12 protein-coding genes, 1 pseudogene and 1 riboswitch are annotated in these 17,697 nt (G+C 43.7%); all 13 genes and pseudogenes read right to left on the bottom strand.

Translation table 11 applies throughout. The features are described 5' to 3' along the window. Window positions 1-2: 2 nt before the first annotated feature. The 13 genes and pseudogenes from Q7P33_RS00420 to Q7P33_RS00360 all read right to left on the bottom strand — a co-directional run bounded on the left by Q7P33_RS00420 (window position 3) and on the right by Q7P33_RS00360 (window position 17,689). Window positions 3-494, bottom strand: coding sequence for a prolyl-tRNA synthetase associated domain-containing protein (locus Q7P33_RS00420; protein ID WP_303866202.1), 492 nt, complete (start codon window positions 492-494; stop codon window positions 3-5). An 81-nt stretch (window positions 495-575) separates the two neighbouring features. Next, a complete protein-coding gene (locus Q7P33_RS00415) occupies window positions 576-2,393 on the bottom strand; it encodes an ASKHA domain-containing protein (RefSeq protein ID WP_303866200.1) in 1,818 nt (605 codons plus the stop codon). An 81-nt stretch (window positions 2,394-2,474) separates the two neighbouring features. Next, complete coding sequence (gene gcvPB / locus Q7P33_RS00410; RefSeq protein ID WP_303866199.1) at window positions 2,475-3,902, bottom strand: aminomethyl-transferring glycine dehydrogenase subunit GcvPB; 1,428 nt, start codon at window positions 3,900-3,902, stop codon at window positions 2,475-2,477. 2 nt (window positions 3,903-3,904) lie between these two features. Continuing rightward, window positions 3,905-5,224 carry an aminomethyl-transferring glycine dehydrogenase subunit GcvPA gene (gene gcvPA / locus Q7P33_RS00405; protein WP_303866196.1) on the bottom strand — a complete coding sequence of 440 codons (1,320 nt, stop codon included), beginning with the start codon at window positions 5,222-5,224 and terminating at the stop codon, window positions 3,905-3,907. A gap of 25 nt (window positions 5,225-5,249) precedes the next feature. Then, entirely contained in the window at window positions 5,250-5,633 is a 384-nt protein-coding gene (gene gcvH, locus Q7P33_RS00400; RefSeq protein WP_303866193.1) for a glycine cleavage system protein GcvH, read from the bottom strand. A gap of 11 nt (window positions 5,634-5,644) precedes the next feature. Beyond that, window positions 5,645-6,745 carry a glycine cleavage system aminomethyltransferase GcvT gene (gene gcvT / locus Q7P33_RS00395; protein WP_303866191.1) on the bottom strand — a complete coding sequence of 367 codons (1,101 nt, stop codon included), beginning with the start codon at window positions 6,743-6,745 and terminating at the stop codon, window positions 5,645-5,647. 118 nt (window positions 6,746-6,863) lie between these two features. Beyond that, a riboswitch (glycine riboswitch) is annotated at window positions 6,864-6,943 on the bottom strand. Between the two features lie 45 nt (window positions 6,944-6,988). Then, window positions 6,989-8,338, bottom strand: coding sequence for a uroporphyrinogen decarboxylase family protein (locus Q7P33_RS00390; RefSeq protein WP_303866189.1), 1,350 nt, complete (start codon window positions 8,336-8,338; stop codon window positions 6,989-6,991). Between the two features lie 38 nt (window positions 8,339-8,376). Continuing rightward, window positions 8,377-10,380: a hydantoinase/oxoprolinase family protein gene (locus Q7P33_RS00385; protein WP_303866187.1), complete on the bottom strand. Its 2,004-nt coding sequence runs from the start codon at window positions 10,378-10,380 to the stop codon at window positions 8,377-8,379. A gap of 90 nt (window positions 10,381-10,470) precedes the next feature. Continuing rightward, a pseudogene (locus Q7P33_RS00380) lies at window positions 10,471-11,943 on the bottom strand (trimethylamine methyltransferase family protein); the annotation flags it as partial. Window positions 11,944-11,970: 27 nt separating this feature from the next. Beyond that, window positions 11,971-12,609: a B12-binding domain-containing protein gene (locus Q7P33_RS00375; RefSeq protein ID WP_070370939.1), complete on the bottom strand. Its 639-nt coding sequence runs from the start codon at window positions 12,607-12,609 to the stop codon at window positions 11,971-11,973. Between the two features lie 398 nt (window positions 12,610-13,007). Next, window positions 13,008-14,612 carry a BCCT family transporter gene (locus Q7P33_RS00370; protein ID WP_303866185.1) on the bottom strand — a complete coding sequence of 535 codons (1,605 nt, stop codon included), beginning with the start codon at window positions 14,610-14,612 and terminating at the stop codon, window positions 13,008-13,010. A 71-nt stretch (window positions 14,613-14,683) separates the two neighbouring features. Beyond that, window positions 14,684-16,153: a trimethylamine methyltransferase family protein gene (locus tag Q7P33_RS00365; protein WP_303866183.1), complete on the bottom strand. Its 1,470-nt coding sequence runs from the start codon at window positions 16,151-16,153 to the stop codon at window positions 14,684-14,686. A 75-nt stretch (window positions 16,154-16,228) separates the two neighbouring features. Next, window positions 16,229-17,689, bottom strand: a complete 1,461-nt coding sequence (locus Q7P33_RS00360) for a trimethylamine methyltransferase family protein (RefSeq protein ID WP_303866180.1) — start codon at window positions 17,687-17,689, stop codon at window positions 16,229-16,231. Window positions 17,690-17,697: the final 8 nt, after the last annotated feature.

Raw genomic sequence — 17,697 nt, 5'->3', positions numbered from 1 at the left:
ATCTATATCTTTACGAAGTTCACAGGGTTGCCACACTGATCCAAAAACTTTTTTAAGCCGGCAGTAGTAAAATTGATGGTGGCTGTATTATCATTGGGATGGCAGTTGATCATGGCGTGCTTCATCATGGCTTCGTCAATAAAGACTTCCACATCGTGAGCTTCATTATTGATTACCCCAAAAACCGAAACCGCTCCGGTCGAAACCCCCAGATGTTTTTGAAGTCGCTCCTCAGATGCAAAGCTCAGATTACTGACATCAATGCTCTTACCAAAACTCTTTATATCCACTTGTTTGGATTCTTCCAAGATCACCAGAAAATGACGATTTCCCTTTTTATTTCTTAGCAGTAAATTTTTGCAATGGGCACCTTCCAGTCCCCCGATATATTGCTCAAGCTCCTCACAGGTGTAAACCGGTGGATGATTGATAACCTGATAGTCTATTTCCAGTTGGTTCAGCACATTAAAAACTTTTTGGGCGTTCTCACTCATTGATTTTTCCTTTCTTTAATAAACACCTTTTGGGGTCATTATAAAACAACCTTGGGAATAGTTCACCTAGAATCCTGCCAGCTAAAACCGCATGGCCATTAAATATTCATCCTGAAAGTCAGGATTCATTGACAGTTCAATATGGGTGGCTGAACTAGCCAGTAGTTCGGCCTCCTTCCGGGACTGCATCGATAACAGGGCCATACTGGCCCCGGAACCGGCGGCATTACCAACGCTGTAAATTTTATCAATTCCGATATCTGGAAGCAATCCAATTCTTAGCGCACTCTGCTTGTCAATGTAGTTGCCAAAGGCACCCGCAATCAGAATTCGATCAACGTCATCCATTGAAAAGCCATTGTGTTTAACCAGGGTACACATCCCCGCCAGCATTGCCGCCTTTGCCAATTGAACCTCACGAATATCACTCTGATTGATCAGAATGGTTCGACCATTGCTCTGATAAAGAACGAAAGCCATCCCCAGATCCGATTTGATCAGTCGATCACAGAGTTCTTTTTCAATTCCCGCTTCTATGGCCTCTTCCGTAGTAATAATCCGGCCATTTTTTGTGATTATATTGACATTTAACAATTCTGCAACCGCGTCAATCAGTCCTGATCCACAAATTCCGACTGGCTTATCCCCATCGATGATTTTAAGAATAATCTTACCATCTTTTATTTTCACACGTTCAATGGCACCTTCTGCCGCCCGGATCCCGTGATGAATGCTGGCTCCTTCAAAGGCCGGGCCAGCGGCCGTTGAACAAACCAGTATTTTGCCGTCATGTATAAAAGATACCTCGCCGTTAGTCCCAATGTCAATGGCTAGGGTGATGCCTTTTAGCTTTTTGATATCCGTCGCCAACATCCCTGCAACAATATCCGATCCCACATGTCCGGCAATGTTTGGCAGAACGTAAACATTAGCAAGAGGATTAATACCCAAACCATAATCTTTTGCCAATCCGTTAACACCTTGACAATAAACTGGCGCAAATGGTGTCCGAGCCAGTGATTCAGGATCAACGCCCTGGAAAAGATGGCTCATGGTTGTATTCCCTACTACAGTCACATCATAAATAGTTTCCGCTGTGATCTCATTTTTAATGCTGAAGGCCTGAATCATCTCATTAAAGCACTGGATGATCTTTTTCTGCATAAACAGCAGATTCCCTTCCCCTTCTTTTGTAAACTGAATCCGTGTTATTACATCTGCCCCAAAATTGCTCTGCGGATTCGTCCTGGCCTCAACATCAAGCAGTTCTCCGGTGTTGAGATTCCAGAGTAAGGCAACAACCGTAGTGGTGCCAATATCAAAAGCCAGGCCATAATGATGCTCCTCGGTATTACCAGCCTCCAGAGCAATCAGCAGGTCGTTTCTCAGTACTGCTGTTACTTCGCCCTTTTTTTCCTGTAACATTGGATGAAGTTGCGGTAAGAGCCGGGAATCAATCGTCAGCTTTTCAACGTCAAGGGATTCTTCGAGCCGTTTCAGATCATTCTTCTGATACTTCATCGTCGCTTTTCTGACTTTGACATGGCGTTTCAACAACCGAATATCCGATTTGAAGCCGACCGGCAATTGGGTTAAATCTTTTTTTCTGCCGGTTCCGCCATGGATTAACGGCACATCGACAACCATATCAGTTTTTACCAGTGTCTTACAAGCCAGTCGGAATCCAACCTCAACTTCTTCAACGGTCAAAATTTTCTTCTCAGCGGTATCCAAACCTTCGGTTTTTCCTTGAACAACCCGCACCTTGCATTTTCCACAGGTTCCCGATCCATTGCAGCTGCCATCAATAAGCACGCCAGCAGCGGCAGCGGCTTCCAGTAAAGTGATATTGGGGGGGACATCGATTGATTTTTCCCCCGGATGGAACAGTATTCTCATTGTCGCATCTCCTGTATTTGAACAAGAGAACCACTTTTTGTCAATTAATCCAAAAGGAGGTTCTCAGGTATTTTGTCGCATTTAAAATAAATATCGCAGTTTTGGGTTTCTGGCAGCATTCAATTCATCCAGACGTCGAACCGCAGTTTTGATGGGTGCCTGATGTAATGCCTCAGCATTTTCATGAGATTGAGTGAGTAAACGTTTCAGGATACTGATGGCATGATCCAAAACTTCCTTGGACTCTGTTTCAGTGGGTTCAACCATCAAGGCCTCTTCAACAATCAACGGAAAATACATGGTGGGCGGATGAATATCATTATCCAATAATCCTTTTGCAATATCCATGGCTGAAATGCCGGTCTCTTTTTTTAACTGTGACAGACTCATTACAAACTCATGCATGCAGTGATCCTCATAGGCCATATCGTAGCAATCAGCTAATTTTGCCATCATGTAGTTGGCATTTAACACTGCATGTCGGCTGGCCTCTGGAATCCCTGACTTGCCCAGGGTTAACATATAGGTCAATGCCTTGACCACAACCAAAAAATTTCCGTAAAAATTTTTCATATTACCAATGGTTTTTTCCGGCTTAAAAAATGCAAAGGATTCTTCCCCGGTAACCATCAATCCCGGTAAATATGCTGCCAATCGGCTTTTACAACCCACCGGTCCGGATCCCGGTCCACCGCCACCATGAGGCGTTGAAAAGGTTTTATGCAAGTTGACATGGATCACGTCGAAGCCCATATCTCCGGGTCGGACGATTCCCATAATCGCATTAAGATTTGCCCCATCGTAATAGTTCAGTCCTCCAGCCTGATGGACAATCTTTGTAATTTCCAGAATATTTTTATCAAACAACCCCACCGTATTCGGATTTGTGAGCATCAGTCCGGCAGTATCCTCACCTACCACTGCTTTTAGTTTTTCCAGATCAACACAGCCATCAGCTAACGAAGTGATACTGATCACTTCAAATCCAGCCATGGTGGCACTGGCCGGATTGGTACCATGGGCTGAATCCGGGACAATTATTTTTGTTCGTTTTAAATCACCCCGGTTTTCGTGATACGCCTTAATTAACATTAATCCAGCAAATTCGCCATGCGCACCGGCCGCTGGCTGCATCGAAACAGCATCCATTCCGGTAATTTCACACAAACAGTTTTCTGCCGTTTTCAATACTTCCAGACACCCTTGAACCGTGGCTTCCGGCTGCAACGGATGAATGTTGGTAAAACCGGATAACCCGGCAATTTCTTCATTGATTCGGGGATTATATTTCATGGTGCATGACCCCAGGGGATAGAAACCATCATTAACACCGTGGGTTTTTTTCTCCAGTTCAGTATAGTGCCGACTGATATCATTTTCAGAAAGCTCTGGCAGATGCAAGTCTATTTTTCGACTTTGCGCTACTGGCAATTCTATGATCGGCACATCACATGCCTCAAAAATGGTTAAGCCCCGTCCCTGGATGCTTTTTTCAAAAATCAAACTCAACTTTATACCTCCTTGAGAATTTGGATCAGTGCATCGATCTCATCTTTACTATTCACCTCCGTGCAGCACCAGAGAATTTGACCGGTGTGTTCTCCGGTTAAGGGTAAACCGCCAAGAATACCATTCTCGGTCAATACTCCCATGATTTCTTCTGCTTTGCCCTTGTCCTCCGTGACAAATTCATTAAAGAAAGGTTTGTCATAAACCGTATCATAGCCGATTTCTGCCAGCCGTGTTTTTAGATAGACTGCTTTTGACATGCTCTGTTTTGCCACTTCCTTAAGACCCTTGGGCCCTACTGCGCTCAGATAAACTGCAGCTGTCATCGCACACAAGGCCTGGTTGGAACAGATATTACTGGACGCCTTTTCCCGGCGGATATGCTGTTCCCGAGCCTGCAACGTTAGTACAAAAGCCTGTTTTCCTTCCAGATCGGTGGTTTCTCCAACTATTCTGCCTGGTAATTTTCTCGTCATATCGGCTTTACAGGTCATAAACCCCAGAAAGGGTCCGCCAAAACCCAAGGGCATCCCCAATGGTTGACCTTCACCGACGGCAATGTCGGCCTGACATTCAGCTGGTGTTTTCAGAACTGCCATGGCAATGGGATTAACCCCCATAATCAATTTTCCATTTGCTGCATGAACCCGTTGTCCAATCTCCTCAGCTGCTTCGATGATTCCAAAATAGTTGGGCTGTTGAAGATATAGACAGGCAACCCCATCATCCAATTGTTTTTCCATCCATTCGATATCGGTTTCCCCATTTTTTTCCGGAATCACCACTACTTCCATGCCATTTCCATGACAATAGGTTTTGATGGTATCAATAACCCCCGGATTTACTGTCGCCGATACCAATGCCTTATTTTTTTTTCGCATTTTACACATCGCAATTGCTTCTGCGGCTGCCGTTGCGCCATCATAAACCGATGCATTGGAATCGTCCAAACCGGTTAATTCGCACATCATCGTCTGGTATTCAAAGATGGTCTGAAGAATGCCCTGACTGACCTCTGCCTGATAAGGGGTGTATGCGGTCAAAAAAGCTTCTTTACCGGTAATTGACTTCACAATCGATGGAATATAGTGTTGATAAGCGCCGGCTCCCCGAAAAAGGGATTTAAAAACCTGATTTTTCTCAGCCATAGCTGTCATTTTTTTATGGATCTGCGTCTCAGACATTCCTTCCGGCAAGTTAAGACCATCTTTAATGATCATTTCCTCCGGTATTTGACCAAAAAGGGTATCGATTGAATCAATCCCAATCGCTCGCAACATTTCCTTTTTTTCGTTCTCAGTAACTGGTATATAGTTCCCCATTAATTTTCCTCCTCAGATCAGTTGCTTAGTGCTCTTCCGTTTCGATGACTTGTTCATAAATTGCAGCTTCCAGCAATTCCCCTTTTTCGGTAATAGCTTCCAGTTTAACTAACCACATCCCATAGGGATCTTTATTGATCAATTCTGGTGAGTCCAGCAGCTCTTCATTAATTTCCCGAACTACGCCGCCAACTGGAGCATAGATATCTGCGACGGATTTGACCGATTCCACCTCTGCAAAGCCTTTTCCAATTTCCAGCAAATCGCCAATTTCCGGGAGTTCCACAAAAACAATGCCGCCCATTGCATGCTGGGCAAAATCAGAAATACCAATGGCTGCAGTACCGTCATCTTCAAATTTAATCCATTCATGGGATTTTGCATAAAGCCGATCATTTAATATATTCATTTTTTCTCCTCCTAAACGGTTAATGCCTGGCCCTTTTTATAAAAAGGCAGGGCTACAATTTCTGCGACCACTTTTTTATTGCGTACTTCCACTTCAACTTTTGTTCCGATCTGAGTACAGGAACTATCTAACAAGGCCATTGCAATGGGATAGCCTAAATAGGGACAATGGGTACCGGAGGTAGTATGCCCCACTTCGACTCCATCGAGCAAAACACGTTGCTGCTCCCGGACAATCCCTCGGCCAACTACCTTCAACCCTACCCGCTTAATTGCCGGATCACCCTTTTCCATAATGGCTTTTTTACCAATAAAATCTTCCTTTGTCATTTTTACAGCAAAACTCAGACTAGCCTCCAGCGGATCGACTGTATCATCCATTTCATGACCATAAAGCGGCATGGCGGCTTCCAGCCGTAGGGTATCTCTAGCCGCCAAACCACAGGGGATTAAGCCTTCTGGCTGCCCAGCTTCCAGTAAAGCATCCCACATTTTAGGACCATCCTCTGCAGCTGTGAAAATTTCATAGCCATTTTCTCCGGTATAGCCAGTCCATGAAACGATACAGGGAATCCCAGACACCAGACAATCAAAGACCGCATGATAATATTTTTGCGGAATGTATTGAGCGTCTGTTAGTTTAGCAAGGATAGCTGGCGCCAAAGGGCCCTGAATGGCCAGCTGGGCCACTGATTGGGAAATATCTTTAAATTCAACCGCACCAAATTGATGGGCGACCATCCAATTAAAATCCTTATCTTTATTCGCCGCATTGACAACAATGTAATAGTCATCTTCACTGCGCTTGTAAACAATCAAATCATCCACCATGCCACCATTTTCATGACACATTGGGGTATAGCGGGCCTGTCCGACAACCATATCGGTAAAATCATTGGTCATGATCTGATTCAGATTTTTAAGGGCATCTTTTCCTTGACAGGTCACTTCGCCCATGTGGGATACATCAAACAGCCCGGCCTTCGTTCGAACGGCCATATGTTCTTCAATAACGCCTTGTTCATATTGTTCAGGTAAAAGGTATCCAGCAAAAGGAACCATATTTCCATGATGCTGTTTGTGCTTGTCGTATAAAGGGGTTTTTCGTTCCATTTTTGTTCCTCCATTATTTTATGAATTGACCGCAATCAATTTTGCCTCTGTCCTTTTACCTGAAAGATTCCCACTGCTTATGGTTGCTTCTTCGGTACACCGTTGTTCTCCAGAGTTTCGTCCAAATCTGATCCTTTTGCCTGAGAGTTTTCGCATTTCACCTTCGGCGCTGTTTCCAGTCTCTCTCAAATTCTTCAACCGAACTAGTTTAGATTTGTGTATCCATTCATTTTATTTGTTCTACTACATTAATTCCTTGATTGCAGCAATCAATTCTTCACGAGGCGGAATGATTGAAGACCACCGCACTTCACCATTGATATAAATGGAAGGAAGATGCTGAACACCCATTTTTTGAGTACGGGCAATATCTTCTTTAATGTTGTATTTATATTCTGCCATATCAAAATCATTGCCCATAATTTCTTTAACATCTTTTACGGCATTTACCATATACGTACAGGCTGCGCAGGTATCGGCATCCAGGGTAAACAGTTCTACAAAAGGTTTCGTCAGCGCCTGATAATCTGGTAATTCAATATCCATCAGCGAACCGGCCGTTTCATGATTTTTAACCATTTCTCTGGATTCATCAGTATGTTTAATTGCCTGAACACAGGCGATGGTGTTATCCACCGGGATTTTAAATGGCATATCGCAACCCGGGCTGATAACCAGGTTATGATGATCAATACCATCCAGCATATCCACCACATATTTCATGTTATCCAACTGATTACCAAAAAGCATCACTGTGGTTAAAGGAATATTCCCGCAAATCGTCACATTATATTGATCCGTGATTTTCTTGGCTTCGACAATATTGACATTTTCATCGATGGAAATCCCATCAGCCCGTGATCGTGCCATGACATCCATCTGGTTCGTTGCATCGCCACAAACAAATAGACAGCTCAATACGCCCATGTTGCGAATTTCGTCGAAAATCGCCTGGAAAGAAGACAGAAAATGCGCTTCAATGGCAGATGGTGAAATCTGACTGATAATCGGATCGACCACGGCAATGACATCCATGCCCGCTTCAACATAATATTTTGCCAAGGCTATATTAACTTCGGCACAGAATGCAACCAGTTCTTCGGTATAGGTTGGATCCGAAATAATATCCATAAAGAAATCCGTTCCTCGCAGATGAGAAGCCAGCGTGACCGGGCCACAAAGCAATCCATAAAGGGCGGTATCATCGCCAACTGCTTTTTTTACCCGTTCACAAACTTCCATGATCATCGGAATCCGACCATCCGTTTTCTTGGGAATCTGGCATTTACACGGAATTTCTTTTGTTTTTCGCAGCGGATGCTTTACAACCGATGGCGGGTTCTCATCCGACCACATCAGCTTGCAACCCAGTATTTCCGCTTCAATCTGAAGATCAAACACAATAGGCATCCCGTCAGGGGTATAAAGCTTGTGCACGTTCATTAGTGCATCAAAAAGTTTATCGCCATCAGTAAGAATTTCTGTTGCGGTATAACCTTTCATAAAAGCGGCGTGAACCCCTGTAAACGGCACCCATGCCACCTCATCTGTTTTTTCGTGTCTTAATGTTTTTAGAATTGTTTCTTTTCCCATTTTTTCCTCCATTTAGCTATTCGCTGATTTAAAAATTATTATCGCAGTTTTAGATTACCACTTGCTGTAGCACTTACTTTATAGCCCATATACAGGGACCCGAATTCAGTTTCTGCCACCATTTCTTCATCTTTACTATGCAGTGTCAGATTTTCGTCTGCACCGCGGTTCAATGCTTCTTCCCTGGCCTTTTCTTCAGCCAGCGCCCTGGCAAAAGCTTTTCCCTGTTCCAGGTCTTTAAAGAATTGTCGTTCCCCTCCGCCATATACCACATAATCATCGGTCTCCTGATTATATGACAAGTCAATATTGACCATTGCACTGACCTTACCAATGATCGCCCCCAGGGCATTGGCTACCTTTGAATGTTCCGAAGCATATGCCTTGGTTCCCAACATTTCGGCCACGTCTTCCAGGAAAATATGGGTGGGTGCGCCGACACCAATAAGGGCTGACGGGGTGGATATGCGGCAACCAAAGAATTCCGTATGACCGCCGCCTTCTTTTGCCCGGGTGTAGTTATTATGAATAATGCTTTCAAGCTGCGTTCCCAAACCCGTTTCTCTGATCTCAGGGAACGCATCTTCAATCATGATTCGTACGATATTAAAATATAGTTTTTGCTTAACTGCATCATAGATCGCTTCACACAAGTCATCTGGCGTGAAACCCAGTGTCCGAGCCATGATATTGACGCCATACTGGGCTGCATCGCGATTATATTTTTCAAAATCGCCCCGGATATGCATCACATCAGTAGGGGTCACCCCACATCGTATTAAAACCCCTTCTCTGACCATCCGCTCGATTTGAGAAAGAAGAATGATCGTCTCCATTTTCTTGCCTAAAGCTGCCAGACTCATGGGATTGTGGTACAGATTTGCTGCAATTTCTTTTTCCTGATGTGAGTATCCAGAACGTTCGCTGATGTCTTTTAGCCCCAGATAAATATCTTTTTGCTGATTCCGATGAAGGGCTCGGCTTTGGTTTTCCTTATCCAAATAATTGACCAACTCCGGATACTTTTTGGCTGCGATGCATAGCGGCATCACTTTTTCGTTTTCCAGCATCAGTTTACCATCATTGATAATGACACCACTGTCACCGCCCAAACCAAAGGTATCGACAAAGAGACCTTTGACAAAGGTATCCCATTTACCAATTCGCACCCCCGTTTTAACGCGCTGGGGTGTCCCTTCTTTGACAAAAGCAATATCCGTTGTGGTTCCCCCCATATCGATGATCATCGCATTTTCTTCCCGGGAAAGCTGGACAGCTCCCATTACACTGGCAACCGGTCCACATAGAAGGGTTTCAACCGGCCGAGTCGCTGTGAATTTTTCAGTCATCAGACTGCCATCGCTGCGAACAATCACAAACGGCGCTTCAATTTTTCGCTCTGCCAGCGCTTTTTCCACAGAGCTTAGAAATTCTTCAATCACTGGAATAAGGCGCGCGTTTAACATCGCACTTGCGCCCCGCTTGACAATATTGTTTTCGGAGAATAGTTCATAACCGCAGACTGAAGGAATATTCAAGCTGTCCTTTATCATCTTGTGTGCTTTTTTTTCAAACTGGGCACCTGTTTTTTTGGCATACATTTCCACAATGCCCACTGCATCGCAGGATTCGAAATTTTCATTCAGTTTTTCTTCAAACGCATCCCAATCCGGTGCTTCGACAATCTTTCCGGTTGGTTTGGTTTTACTTCCTATGAAGTAAAGACTATCATCCATCGTCAAGCCATAATTCTCACCGACCTTTGATACCGTCTCTTTTTCAATACCAAATAATACCAGTTTCGCTCGTCCACCCTTATTTTCGACACAGGCATTGGTGGCCAGGGTTGTTGATAAAGCAATGACTTCCGCCTGTTCAACACACTCCCGCGGTAATTTATCCAGTGCTTTTCCGATTCCGATTGACAAGTCTTCTTTGGTCGTTAAGGTTTTTCCATAGGCGATAATCGATTCGTTCTCAAAATTATAAGCAACAACATCGGTACAGGTGCCGCCAGTATCAATTCCAATTCCAATTTTCATTTCTCTGTCCTTTTCTTAAATCTGCGCAAAAAAAACCGGTACGATGATGAGGCACGCCGTTGTACCGGTTTTTTGGTGTGGTTTTTTATATTATTTTTTTGTTTTTTGTTCTGCTGCTGCATCGACTTCCGCTAAAATGGCATCAATCGCTGCATCTTGTTCTGGTGTTAACGCTTTTGGAACATAATTTTCAATAATATCGATCGTACGTGCTTTTACGCGTTGTTCATATGTAGTTGCGCCAGCATTTTTCCAACCTTCGAAATCAGCACGATCAGTCAGATCCGGTTTCCACATTTCTTTATTGTATTTCAGGGTGTGTGGTTCACTTAAATAATGTCCTTTTGGCCCAACTGCTTTAATGATATCCATTGCCATATGATCTTTATCCATCTGTACCCCATCGAAAATTCGACGCATCTGGCTGATGGTTTCGTTACAGGATACCAGTAATTCAAACGAGAAGGTTAATCCATAGTTTAAGTACCCAACATCATGATTTAAGTTAACCCCGGCATAACCAATTGAGAAAATAAATTCAGATGCTTCCATTGTCGCCTGCGCATCAAACACTTTACTTCCTGAACAACCCGTGAAGCCCCATGTTGGCAATTCATATAAATCGCGGGCAATCTGAGCTAAGGTAATGTTGTTAACAATTGCTTCTGGGGAACAATAGGTAGGCTGCATACATTTTAAATCCATGTTATACATGCCCCCACCAAATACGATCGGAGAACCGGGGTGAGCTAACTGATGGATAACCAGTCCAGCCAGACATTCGGCATTTCCCTGAATCAACGCACCGGCATTGGTAATTGGTCCGGTTGCACCTGGCATCATACAAGGCGAATAGTTGGTCGGAATCTGATTTTCTGAGCAATAGATCAGTTTATCCACCGCTTCAAAGGTGTGAATCAATGGTGAGTTCGGTTCATTATACATTAAAAACAATGGTTTTCTGGCTAGTTCTTCCATGCTACCACGAATTGCCACAGCCATTTTTGTGATATTGCTGATCGATTCACGATCTGCAGCCGTAACAACTTGTGGTTTTGTCGAATTACGAACCATGATTGAATATTCATGTTCATAAGAAGTCACCGGGTAATCGTACATCAGCCCGCAACACATTAAAAAGTCCATTTGTGGCAGGGCATCAATAATTTTTGCACCATCTTCCATGTCTTTGGTGGTGAAGTTTCGATGTTCTCCGGTGTAAACATCCAGTAATGTCGGACAGTCTGAGCCGGTGCCAAAGTACGCTTTTCTGCCGCCGAGATCCATGGCTACATCGCCATCCCGGTCATAAACATGAATATGTGAGGGTGCCTGTTTTATCGCCCATTCAACCAGGCCATGAGGAAAATAAACAGTTTTTCCTTTTACCGTACAACCGGCTTTTTTAAGCATCTCCCGGGCACCTTCATGCTGGATGACGCTACCCACTTCCTGCAAAATTTCAAGTGTGGAAGTATGAATTTCTTTCATTTCATCTTCATTTAAAAAACGAAGAGGTGAGCCGCATTTTAATACATTATTGTAATTTGAACGATCCATATTAGTCCTTTCTTCTCTATCTCTAAATTCTTACGCAACCACGAGTTTTTTACACAACTCAACGGCTGATGGTGCATTGGTGGTATACCCGTCTGCCCCAATCTGGTCAGCAAAGATCTGATTAACTGGCGCACCGCCGATTAAAACCTTGACCCGGTCCCGAAGTCCGGCTTCTTCCAGTGCTTCAATCGTTTCTTTCATGGCATACATGGTTGTTGTCAACATCGCCGACATTCCCAGGATCTGAACATCATCATTTTCCTGAATCGCTTCGACAATATCATCTGGTTCCACATCCATACCCAAATCAATGACTTCAAAACCGGCACTTTCAAGCAGCAGCACGACCAGGTTTTTGCCGATATCATGCATATCACCTTCCACGGTGCAGAAGACGGCTTTTCCCAATACTTTTACATCTCCAGCTGCCAGCAGCGGTTTAATCCGATCAACACCCATTTTCATCGCCTTTGATGAAATCAACAGCTCGGGTACATAAACCTCGCCCAGTCGGAATTTTTCACCCAGTACATTAATGGGATCAATCAATCCGGCATTTAAAATGTCCATTGGCGCATTTCCTTCTTCCAATGCAGCCTCTACGGCTGCGACGACATCGTCAATTCTTCCTTCTTCGACTACTACAGCTAACTCTGTGATTTTTGACATGTTTTTCTCCTTTTACTTGTGTGAGTTTTTTAATTTTAAGCATGTGATCAATAAAAAAGAAGTCGACCCAACAAATCGTTGAATTCAGACTTCTTTGTCTTTTCCAAATAGCTTGGAATAACTTATTAAGTTGGTATTATTTTACATATTTACAGACATTGGGTCAAATCGGTTTAGTTTCGTTATAGGAAATATTCACTGGCTCTTGTTTCTTTAGAGTGTTCGTTTTTTGTATGCAATCCTATAATTTTTTGATCAAAAAGGTTGTATTTCGAAATTTTTATGCGTAATTATATTTAAACGAAACTTTTTTTGTTAATATCACTGAATTTTAAAACGCCACAAAAGCCCAGGAATCCTGGACTTTTGCAAATCGAAATAATGCGCTATTTTGTATTCTATTCTTCTGTGATTACGATTGATTGATTCAGTTTCGCTAATTCACTCTCCAATTCGGGTAGACCCGGATCTTTCAAATCTGTAACACTTCCATTCTCAGTAGCTTCCTCATAACTGGAATCTGTTCGCACCAGCTTAACCAGCGCAAAAATCGCCCCGATCATAACAAACGCAAATGGGAAGGCCCCAACAATCGAAATGCTCTGCAACATCGATAAGCCGTTTTCGGTTCCAACCAATAACACCAATGCCAGCGCTGACTCGAGCAATCCCCAAACTACCTTAATCCTATTGGAAGGATCCAGATTTCCATCGGAGCTGAATACACCCAATACAAAGGTTGCGGAGTCTGCCGAGGTAATAAAGAAGGTACAAACCAATACAAGGGTGATCAACGAAAGTAGGATTCCCAGTGGATAGTGGCTAAATACGACAAAGCATGCAGTTGACGTTGTACTGATCGCTTCTGCGGCAATTTCTGGCCCCAGGTTGATCCCCATGCTCCCAAAGACAGAAAACCAAACGAAGGTTAATAGGGATGGCACCAGTAAAACACCAGCCACAAACTCGCGAATTGTTCGACCTTTGGAAATTCTGGCAATAAACGAACCGACAAATGGTGCCCAGGCAATCCACCATGCCCAGTAGAAAACGGTCCATCCACCATACCATTCCGATTCACCAAAGGCTCCTATGGCAAAGGTCTGTCCAATAATATTCTGGAAATAATTACCAATTCCCTCAGTAAAAAAACCTAATGCCATAACCTTTGGTCCAACCAAAAATGCAATGACAACAATCACTCCGGCCAAAACCATATTTGTGTTTGAAAGAATTTTAATGCCACGACCAATCCCGGAAACGGCAGAGAGGATAAACAAACAGGTTACAATTACAATAATCGCGATCTGAACCGTTTTTGACTCCGGCACCCCAAACAGGTAATTAAGGCCACTATTAATCTGCATGGTGCCCAACCCCAGTGAAGTGGCAACCCCAGCAACGGTGGCAAAAATAGCCAATACATCAATGGTTTTACCAAACCAGCCATTAACCTTCTCTTCACCAACAAGCGGTATGAAAATACTGCTGATTTGGCCTTTTTTATTTTTTCGAAACTGCATAAATGCCAAGGCTAATGCCATTACCGCAAAACAGGCCCAGGGATGCAGTGCCCAGTGTAAAAATGATTTTTCAATGGCAAACTCGGCTGCTGCTCCAGTTCCGGGTTCAACATACAATGGGCTCAAATAGTGATTGAGTGGCTCGGCCACGCCCCAGAAAATCAGTCCGATGCCCATCCCCGCCGAAAACAGCATCGCAAACCAGGAAGTGGTACTGTATTCCGGTTTCGAATCATCAGACCCCAATCGAATAGTGCCATATTTGGAAAACCCGATCCAGAGACTGAATAGCAAAAATGCTGCGACAGATGCCGTATAAAACCAGCCAAACTGTCCCGTTAAAATCCCAAAAGCCAGATTTCCAACGGTTTCAAAATTCTCTGGTGCAAAAACTCCCCAGGCTACAATCGCCAGCGTGATTAAAAGTGAAACAATAAAAACAAGATTTGTTTTCTTTTTTTCTGTTCCTTGCGAATTCATAATACTCTCCTTAATAAGTTATTTAAGATAATGTGCGTTATCTGTTTTGAGCATTATTTCGATTTTGTTTTTTATTTTTTCTTACCTTTGCTGATGCGTTCTAATGATGACTGATAGATCTTTTCAATTTTTTCAATGGTCTCCGGTTCCAACGGCTGAGGCTTATGAGTCGCTAGAATACTGGCAACCCGATCTTTCATCCGTTGATACATTCGGGTCGGTTTAATTGCTGGATCATAGATTGTGTGATCAAACAAGGTTGATTCCCATACTTTTCTGAAATTTTTCAGGGTGTGCATCTCTGTAATAAAGGTCCCCCCAGCACCGACGCTACGGATTAAGTCCAGAGCCAGTGTTTCTTCATTAATCACCATGCCTTCTCTGACCCGTCGGGCATAGCTGATAATCTCATTGTTCATGACAATCTGTTCCAGTGCTGCCGACATCGCCCCTTCAATAAAGCCTGCATCATGAATCAGATGAGCACCATTGAGACAGGAGGTCAGACTGGTCATCGAGCCTTCGATTGCCGCCTGTTCATCCACAAATTTAGAATCAGTAATATTAGCCGTTCCCCAGATGGGAAGATTCAGGTAATGAAGGACATCATAGCAGGCACCATTACCCAGACAAAACTCCGGGCTGCCATAACAAACATTAACGGGCTTCATGTCCACACTGAGGTTAATCACTCCCCCCACATAAATACAGCCTTCATTGACCAACTGACTGATTACCAGTCCGGTAAGCACTTCCGCCAGCCCGACAACAACCGATCCGGCAAGGGTAACCGGGGTTAATGTTCCCAATTGGGAATCTGAAAGATAAATTGCGGGAATATTATTTTCGCAACAATACAACAGCTTTTCCAACGAATCTTTGGGATGCGTTAACGGGGTCACTGGATCTCCAACGTAAATTCCCACAAACGGCTTTTCCTTAAATGCTTCCACACTTCCGGCAACTGCACCGCACATTTCAATGATCTCTGCGATTCCTTCAGGCGAATTTCCCCAGCCAATAATCGGTTTGGTTGTATTCTGGAGCATCATCTTCATTTCCATAACTTCGGCATTATTTGCCGGCCCGTCATTTGAACCGGACAATGACATAACAAAATCGATATTCGGCAAAGCATCTGCCACGATCATGCATTTTTTTGTATCATCGGAGACGGATGTCCGTCGTTCTTCTGACTCAAAATCACAGAAATAGGGATTTGTCGGGCCCAGACCAAAATAACTGTTGGTTCCGCCAATCTCCATCGCCGGCTCCCCATTTCGGTTATACAGGGTAAACGAGCTGGGAGCTGTTTCAATTGCTTTAAGAACCAGCGCCCGGGGAATGGTTACCTTTTTTCCATTTACTGGGCAACCAGCTTTTTCCAAAATTTCCAGCGTTCTTTTTTCCCCAATTATCTGTTCTGCGGTCTCCATAATTTCTAAAGTTGCTTCGATAATTACTTCGCACTCTTCTTCAGTGATTGTTGTATATTTTGCCTTATTAGCAGAATAATAGGATTTGATTCCTTCGATGGCCATTTAATTTCCTTCCTTTTCTGTATAACCGAAAATCATCACGCCATTGTAATGATTTCCGGTTTATCATTCTGTCGATTATAGTTCCAGCTCTCGTTCTCTTGCATCCGCGGCTTCCAGAATCGCCACGACTTTGTCATCCAACTCTTTTGGTAACATGTTCAGTTCGCCGTTTTCAATGATATTTCTAACCATCTCATTGGCCCGCTGACCCATTGTTTTTGAACCCAGATCCCGCCAACGATCATATTCGTTTCGGTCTTCTATTTCAGATTCCCACATTTCGCTGTTATATTTTCGCGTCGAAGTTTGACCGAGATAATGACCTTTGGGACCCACCTCTTTTAAGTCATTCATACACAGATATTCTGATGTCATATTGATGCCGTCAAACAGGCGTCTTACCCGGCCGATAACATCATTCATCATGACCACCAGATCCAACGAGAATGCCAGACCAAACGCCGTATAACCGACATCATGAATAACATTGGCGCCTGATAAACCGGCCAGTGTAATATATTGAGTTCCTTCTAAAACAGCCTGTTCATCCGGTAGTTTAGAGCTGGTACAGCCCGCTGTTCCCCATGTTGGCAGTTGATAGAAATCGCAACCCATTTCAGACATCGCTAAAGATTCCATCATCGTTTCTGGGGATGCATAGGTCGGCTGGAGACTCTTCATATCCATGTTGGTAATAATCGCCCCATACAGGAATGGGGCTCCTGGTCTGGTAACCTGGGCAATAACCAGGCCGGCCAGACATTCCGCATTCGCCTGGATCAACGAACCGGCACAGGTCATTGGTCCCGTCGCACCATTCATCGGAATTGGTGCATATAAAACCGGCAGATTACTTTCAGCCATGTACATTACCTTTTCAACCGATTCTTTAGTGCAGACAAGTGGGGAAGTTGGTTCACAATAAAGAATAAACATTGGTTTTTTAACCAGCTCGTCCATTCCACCTCTGACAACCGAAGCCATTTCAACCACATTCTTAGTCGATTCCAGATCAGCCGTAATTACCACCTGGGGCTTGGAGCTATAACGGATCATCGCCGCATACTCATGCTCATAGGAGCTTTTCTGATGCCCATAAACCTGAGCCATTGACATCATATAATCAATATACGGCATCGCATCCGCTACTTTGACACAATTTTTATTATCTTCCTCATTACAGAGTCTGATTTCACCGGTAAAGCTGTCAACGATGTTCGGACAAGCGGATCCGACTCCATAATACGAGTTTTTGCCACTGACATCCATCGCAAATTCACCACCACGGTCATAGAGTAAAATCCGTGACGGAGCCTGTTTTATCGCCCATTCGACTAAACCAGGTGGCATCGATACCCGCTTTTTATTAACGACGCATCCGGCTTTTTTTAATAATTCGATCGCACCTTTGTGTTGTACTTCAACGCCAACTTCTTGCAGCAGCTCTAATGTGCAGCTATGAATTTTTTCCATTTCTTCCCGTGTCAGAAAAGATACGCCTCGTGCGCCCATAAATCGTGTGTTAAATTCTTTCATAATTTACC

It is taken from the genome of Acetobacterium wieringae, from assembly GCF_026646375.1.
In the GTDB taxonomy this organism is placed as follows: domain Bacteria; phylum Bacillota; class Clostridia; order Eubacteriales; family Eubacteriaceae; genus Acetobacterium; species Acetobacterium wieringae_A.
Note: the sequence above shows the minus strand (reverse complement) of the source record. Positions and strands in the feature narration are given on the sequence as shown.

Coding starts and splice junctions, on each gene's coding strand:
- Q7P33_RS00420 (WP_303866202.1), bottom strand. CDS start 494: ATGAGTGAGAACGCCCAAAAAGTTTTTAATGTGCTGAACCAACTGGAA.
- Q7P33_RS00415 (WP_303866200.1), bottom strand. CDS start 2,393: ATGAGAATACTGTTCCATCCGGGGGAAAAATCAATCGATGTCCCCCCC.
- gcvPA (WP_303866196.1), bottom strand. CDS start 5,224: ATGGGGAACTATATACCAGTTACTGAGAACGAAAAAAAGGAAATGTTG.
- gcvH (WP_303866193.1), bottom strand. CDS start 5,633: ATGAATATATTAAATGATCGGCTTTATGCAAAATCCCATGAATGGATT.
- gcvT (WP_303866191.1), bottom strand. CDS start 6,745: ATGGAACGAAAAACCCCTTTATACGACAAGCACAAACAGCATCATGGA.
- Q7P33_RS00390 (WP_303866189.1), bottom strand. CDS start 8,338: ATGGGAAAAGAAACAATTCTAAAAACATTAAGACACGAAAAAACAGAT.
- Q7P33_RS00385 (WP_303866187.1), bottom strand. CDS start 10,380: ATGAAAATTGGAATTGGAATTGATACTGGCGGCACCTGTACCGATGTT.
- Q7P33_RS00375 (WP_070370939.1), bottom strand. CDS start 12,609: ATGTCAAAAATCACAGAGTTAGCTGTAGTAGTCGAAGAAGGAAGAATT.
- Q7P33_RS00370 (WP_303866185.1), bottom strand. CDS start 14,612: ATGAATTCGCAAGGAACAGAAAAAAAGAAAACAAATCTTGTTTTTATT.
- Q7P33_RS00365 (WP_303866183.1), bottom strand. CDS start 16,153: ATGGCCATCGAAGGAATCAAATCCTATTATTCTGCTAATAAGGCAAAA.
- Q7P33_RS00360 (WP_303866180.1), bottom strand. CDS start 17,689: ATGAAAGAATTTAACACACGATTTATGGGCGCACGAGGCGTATCTTTT.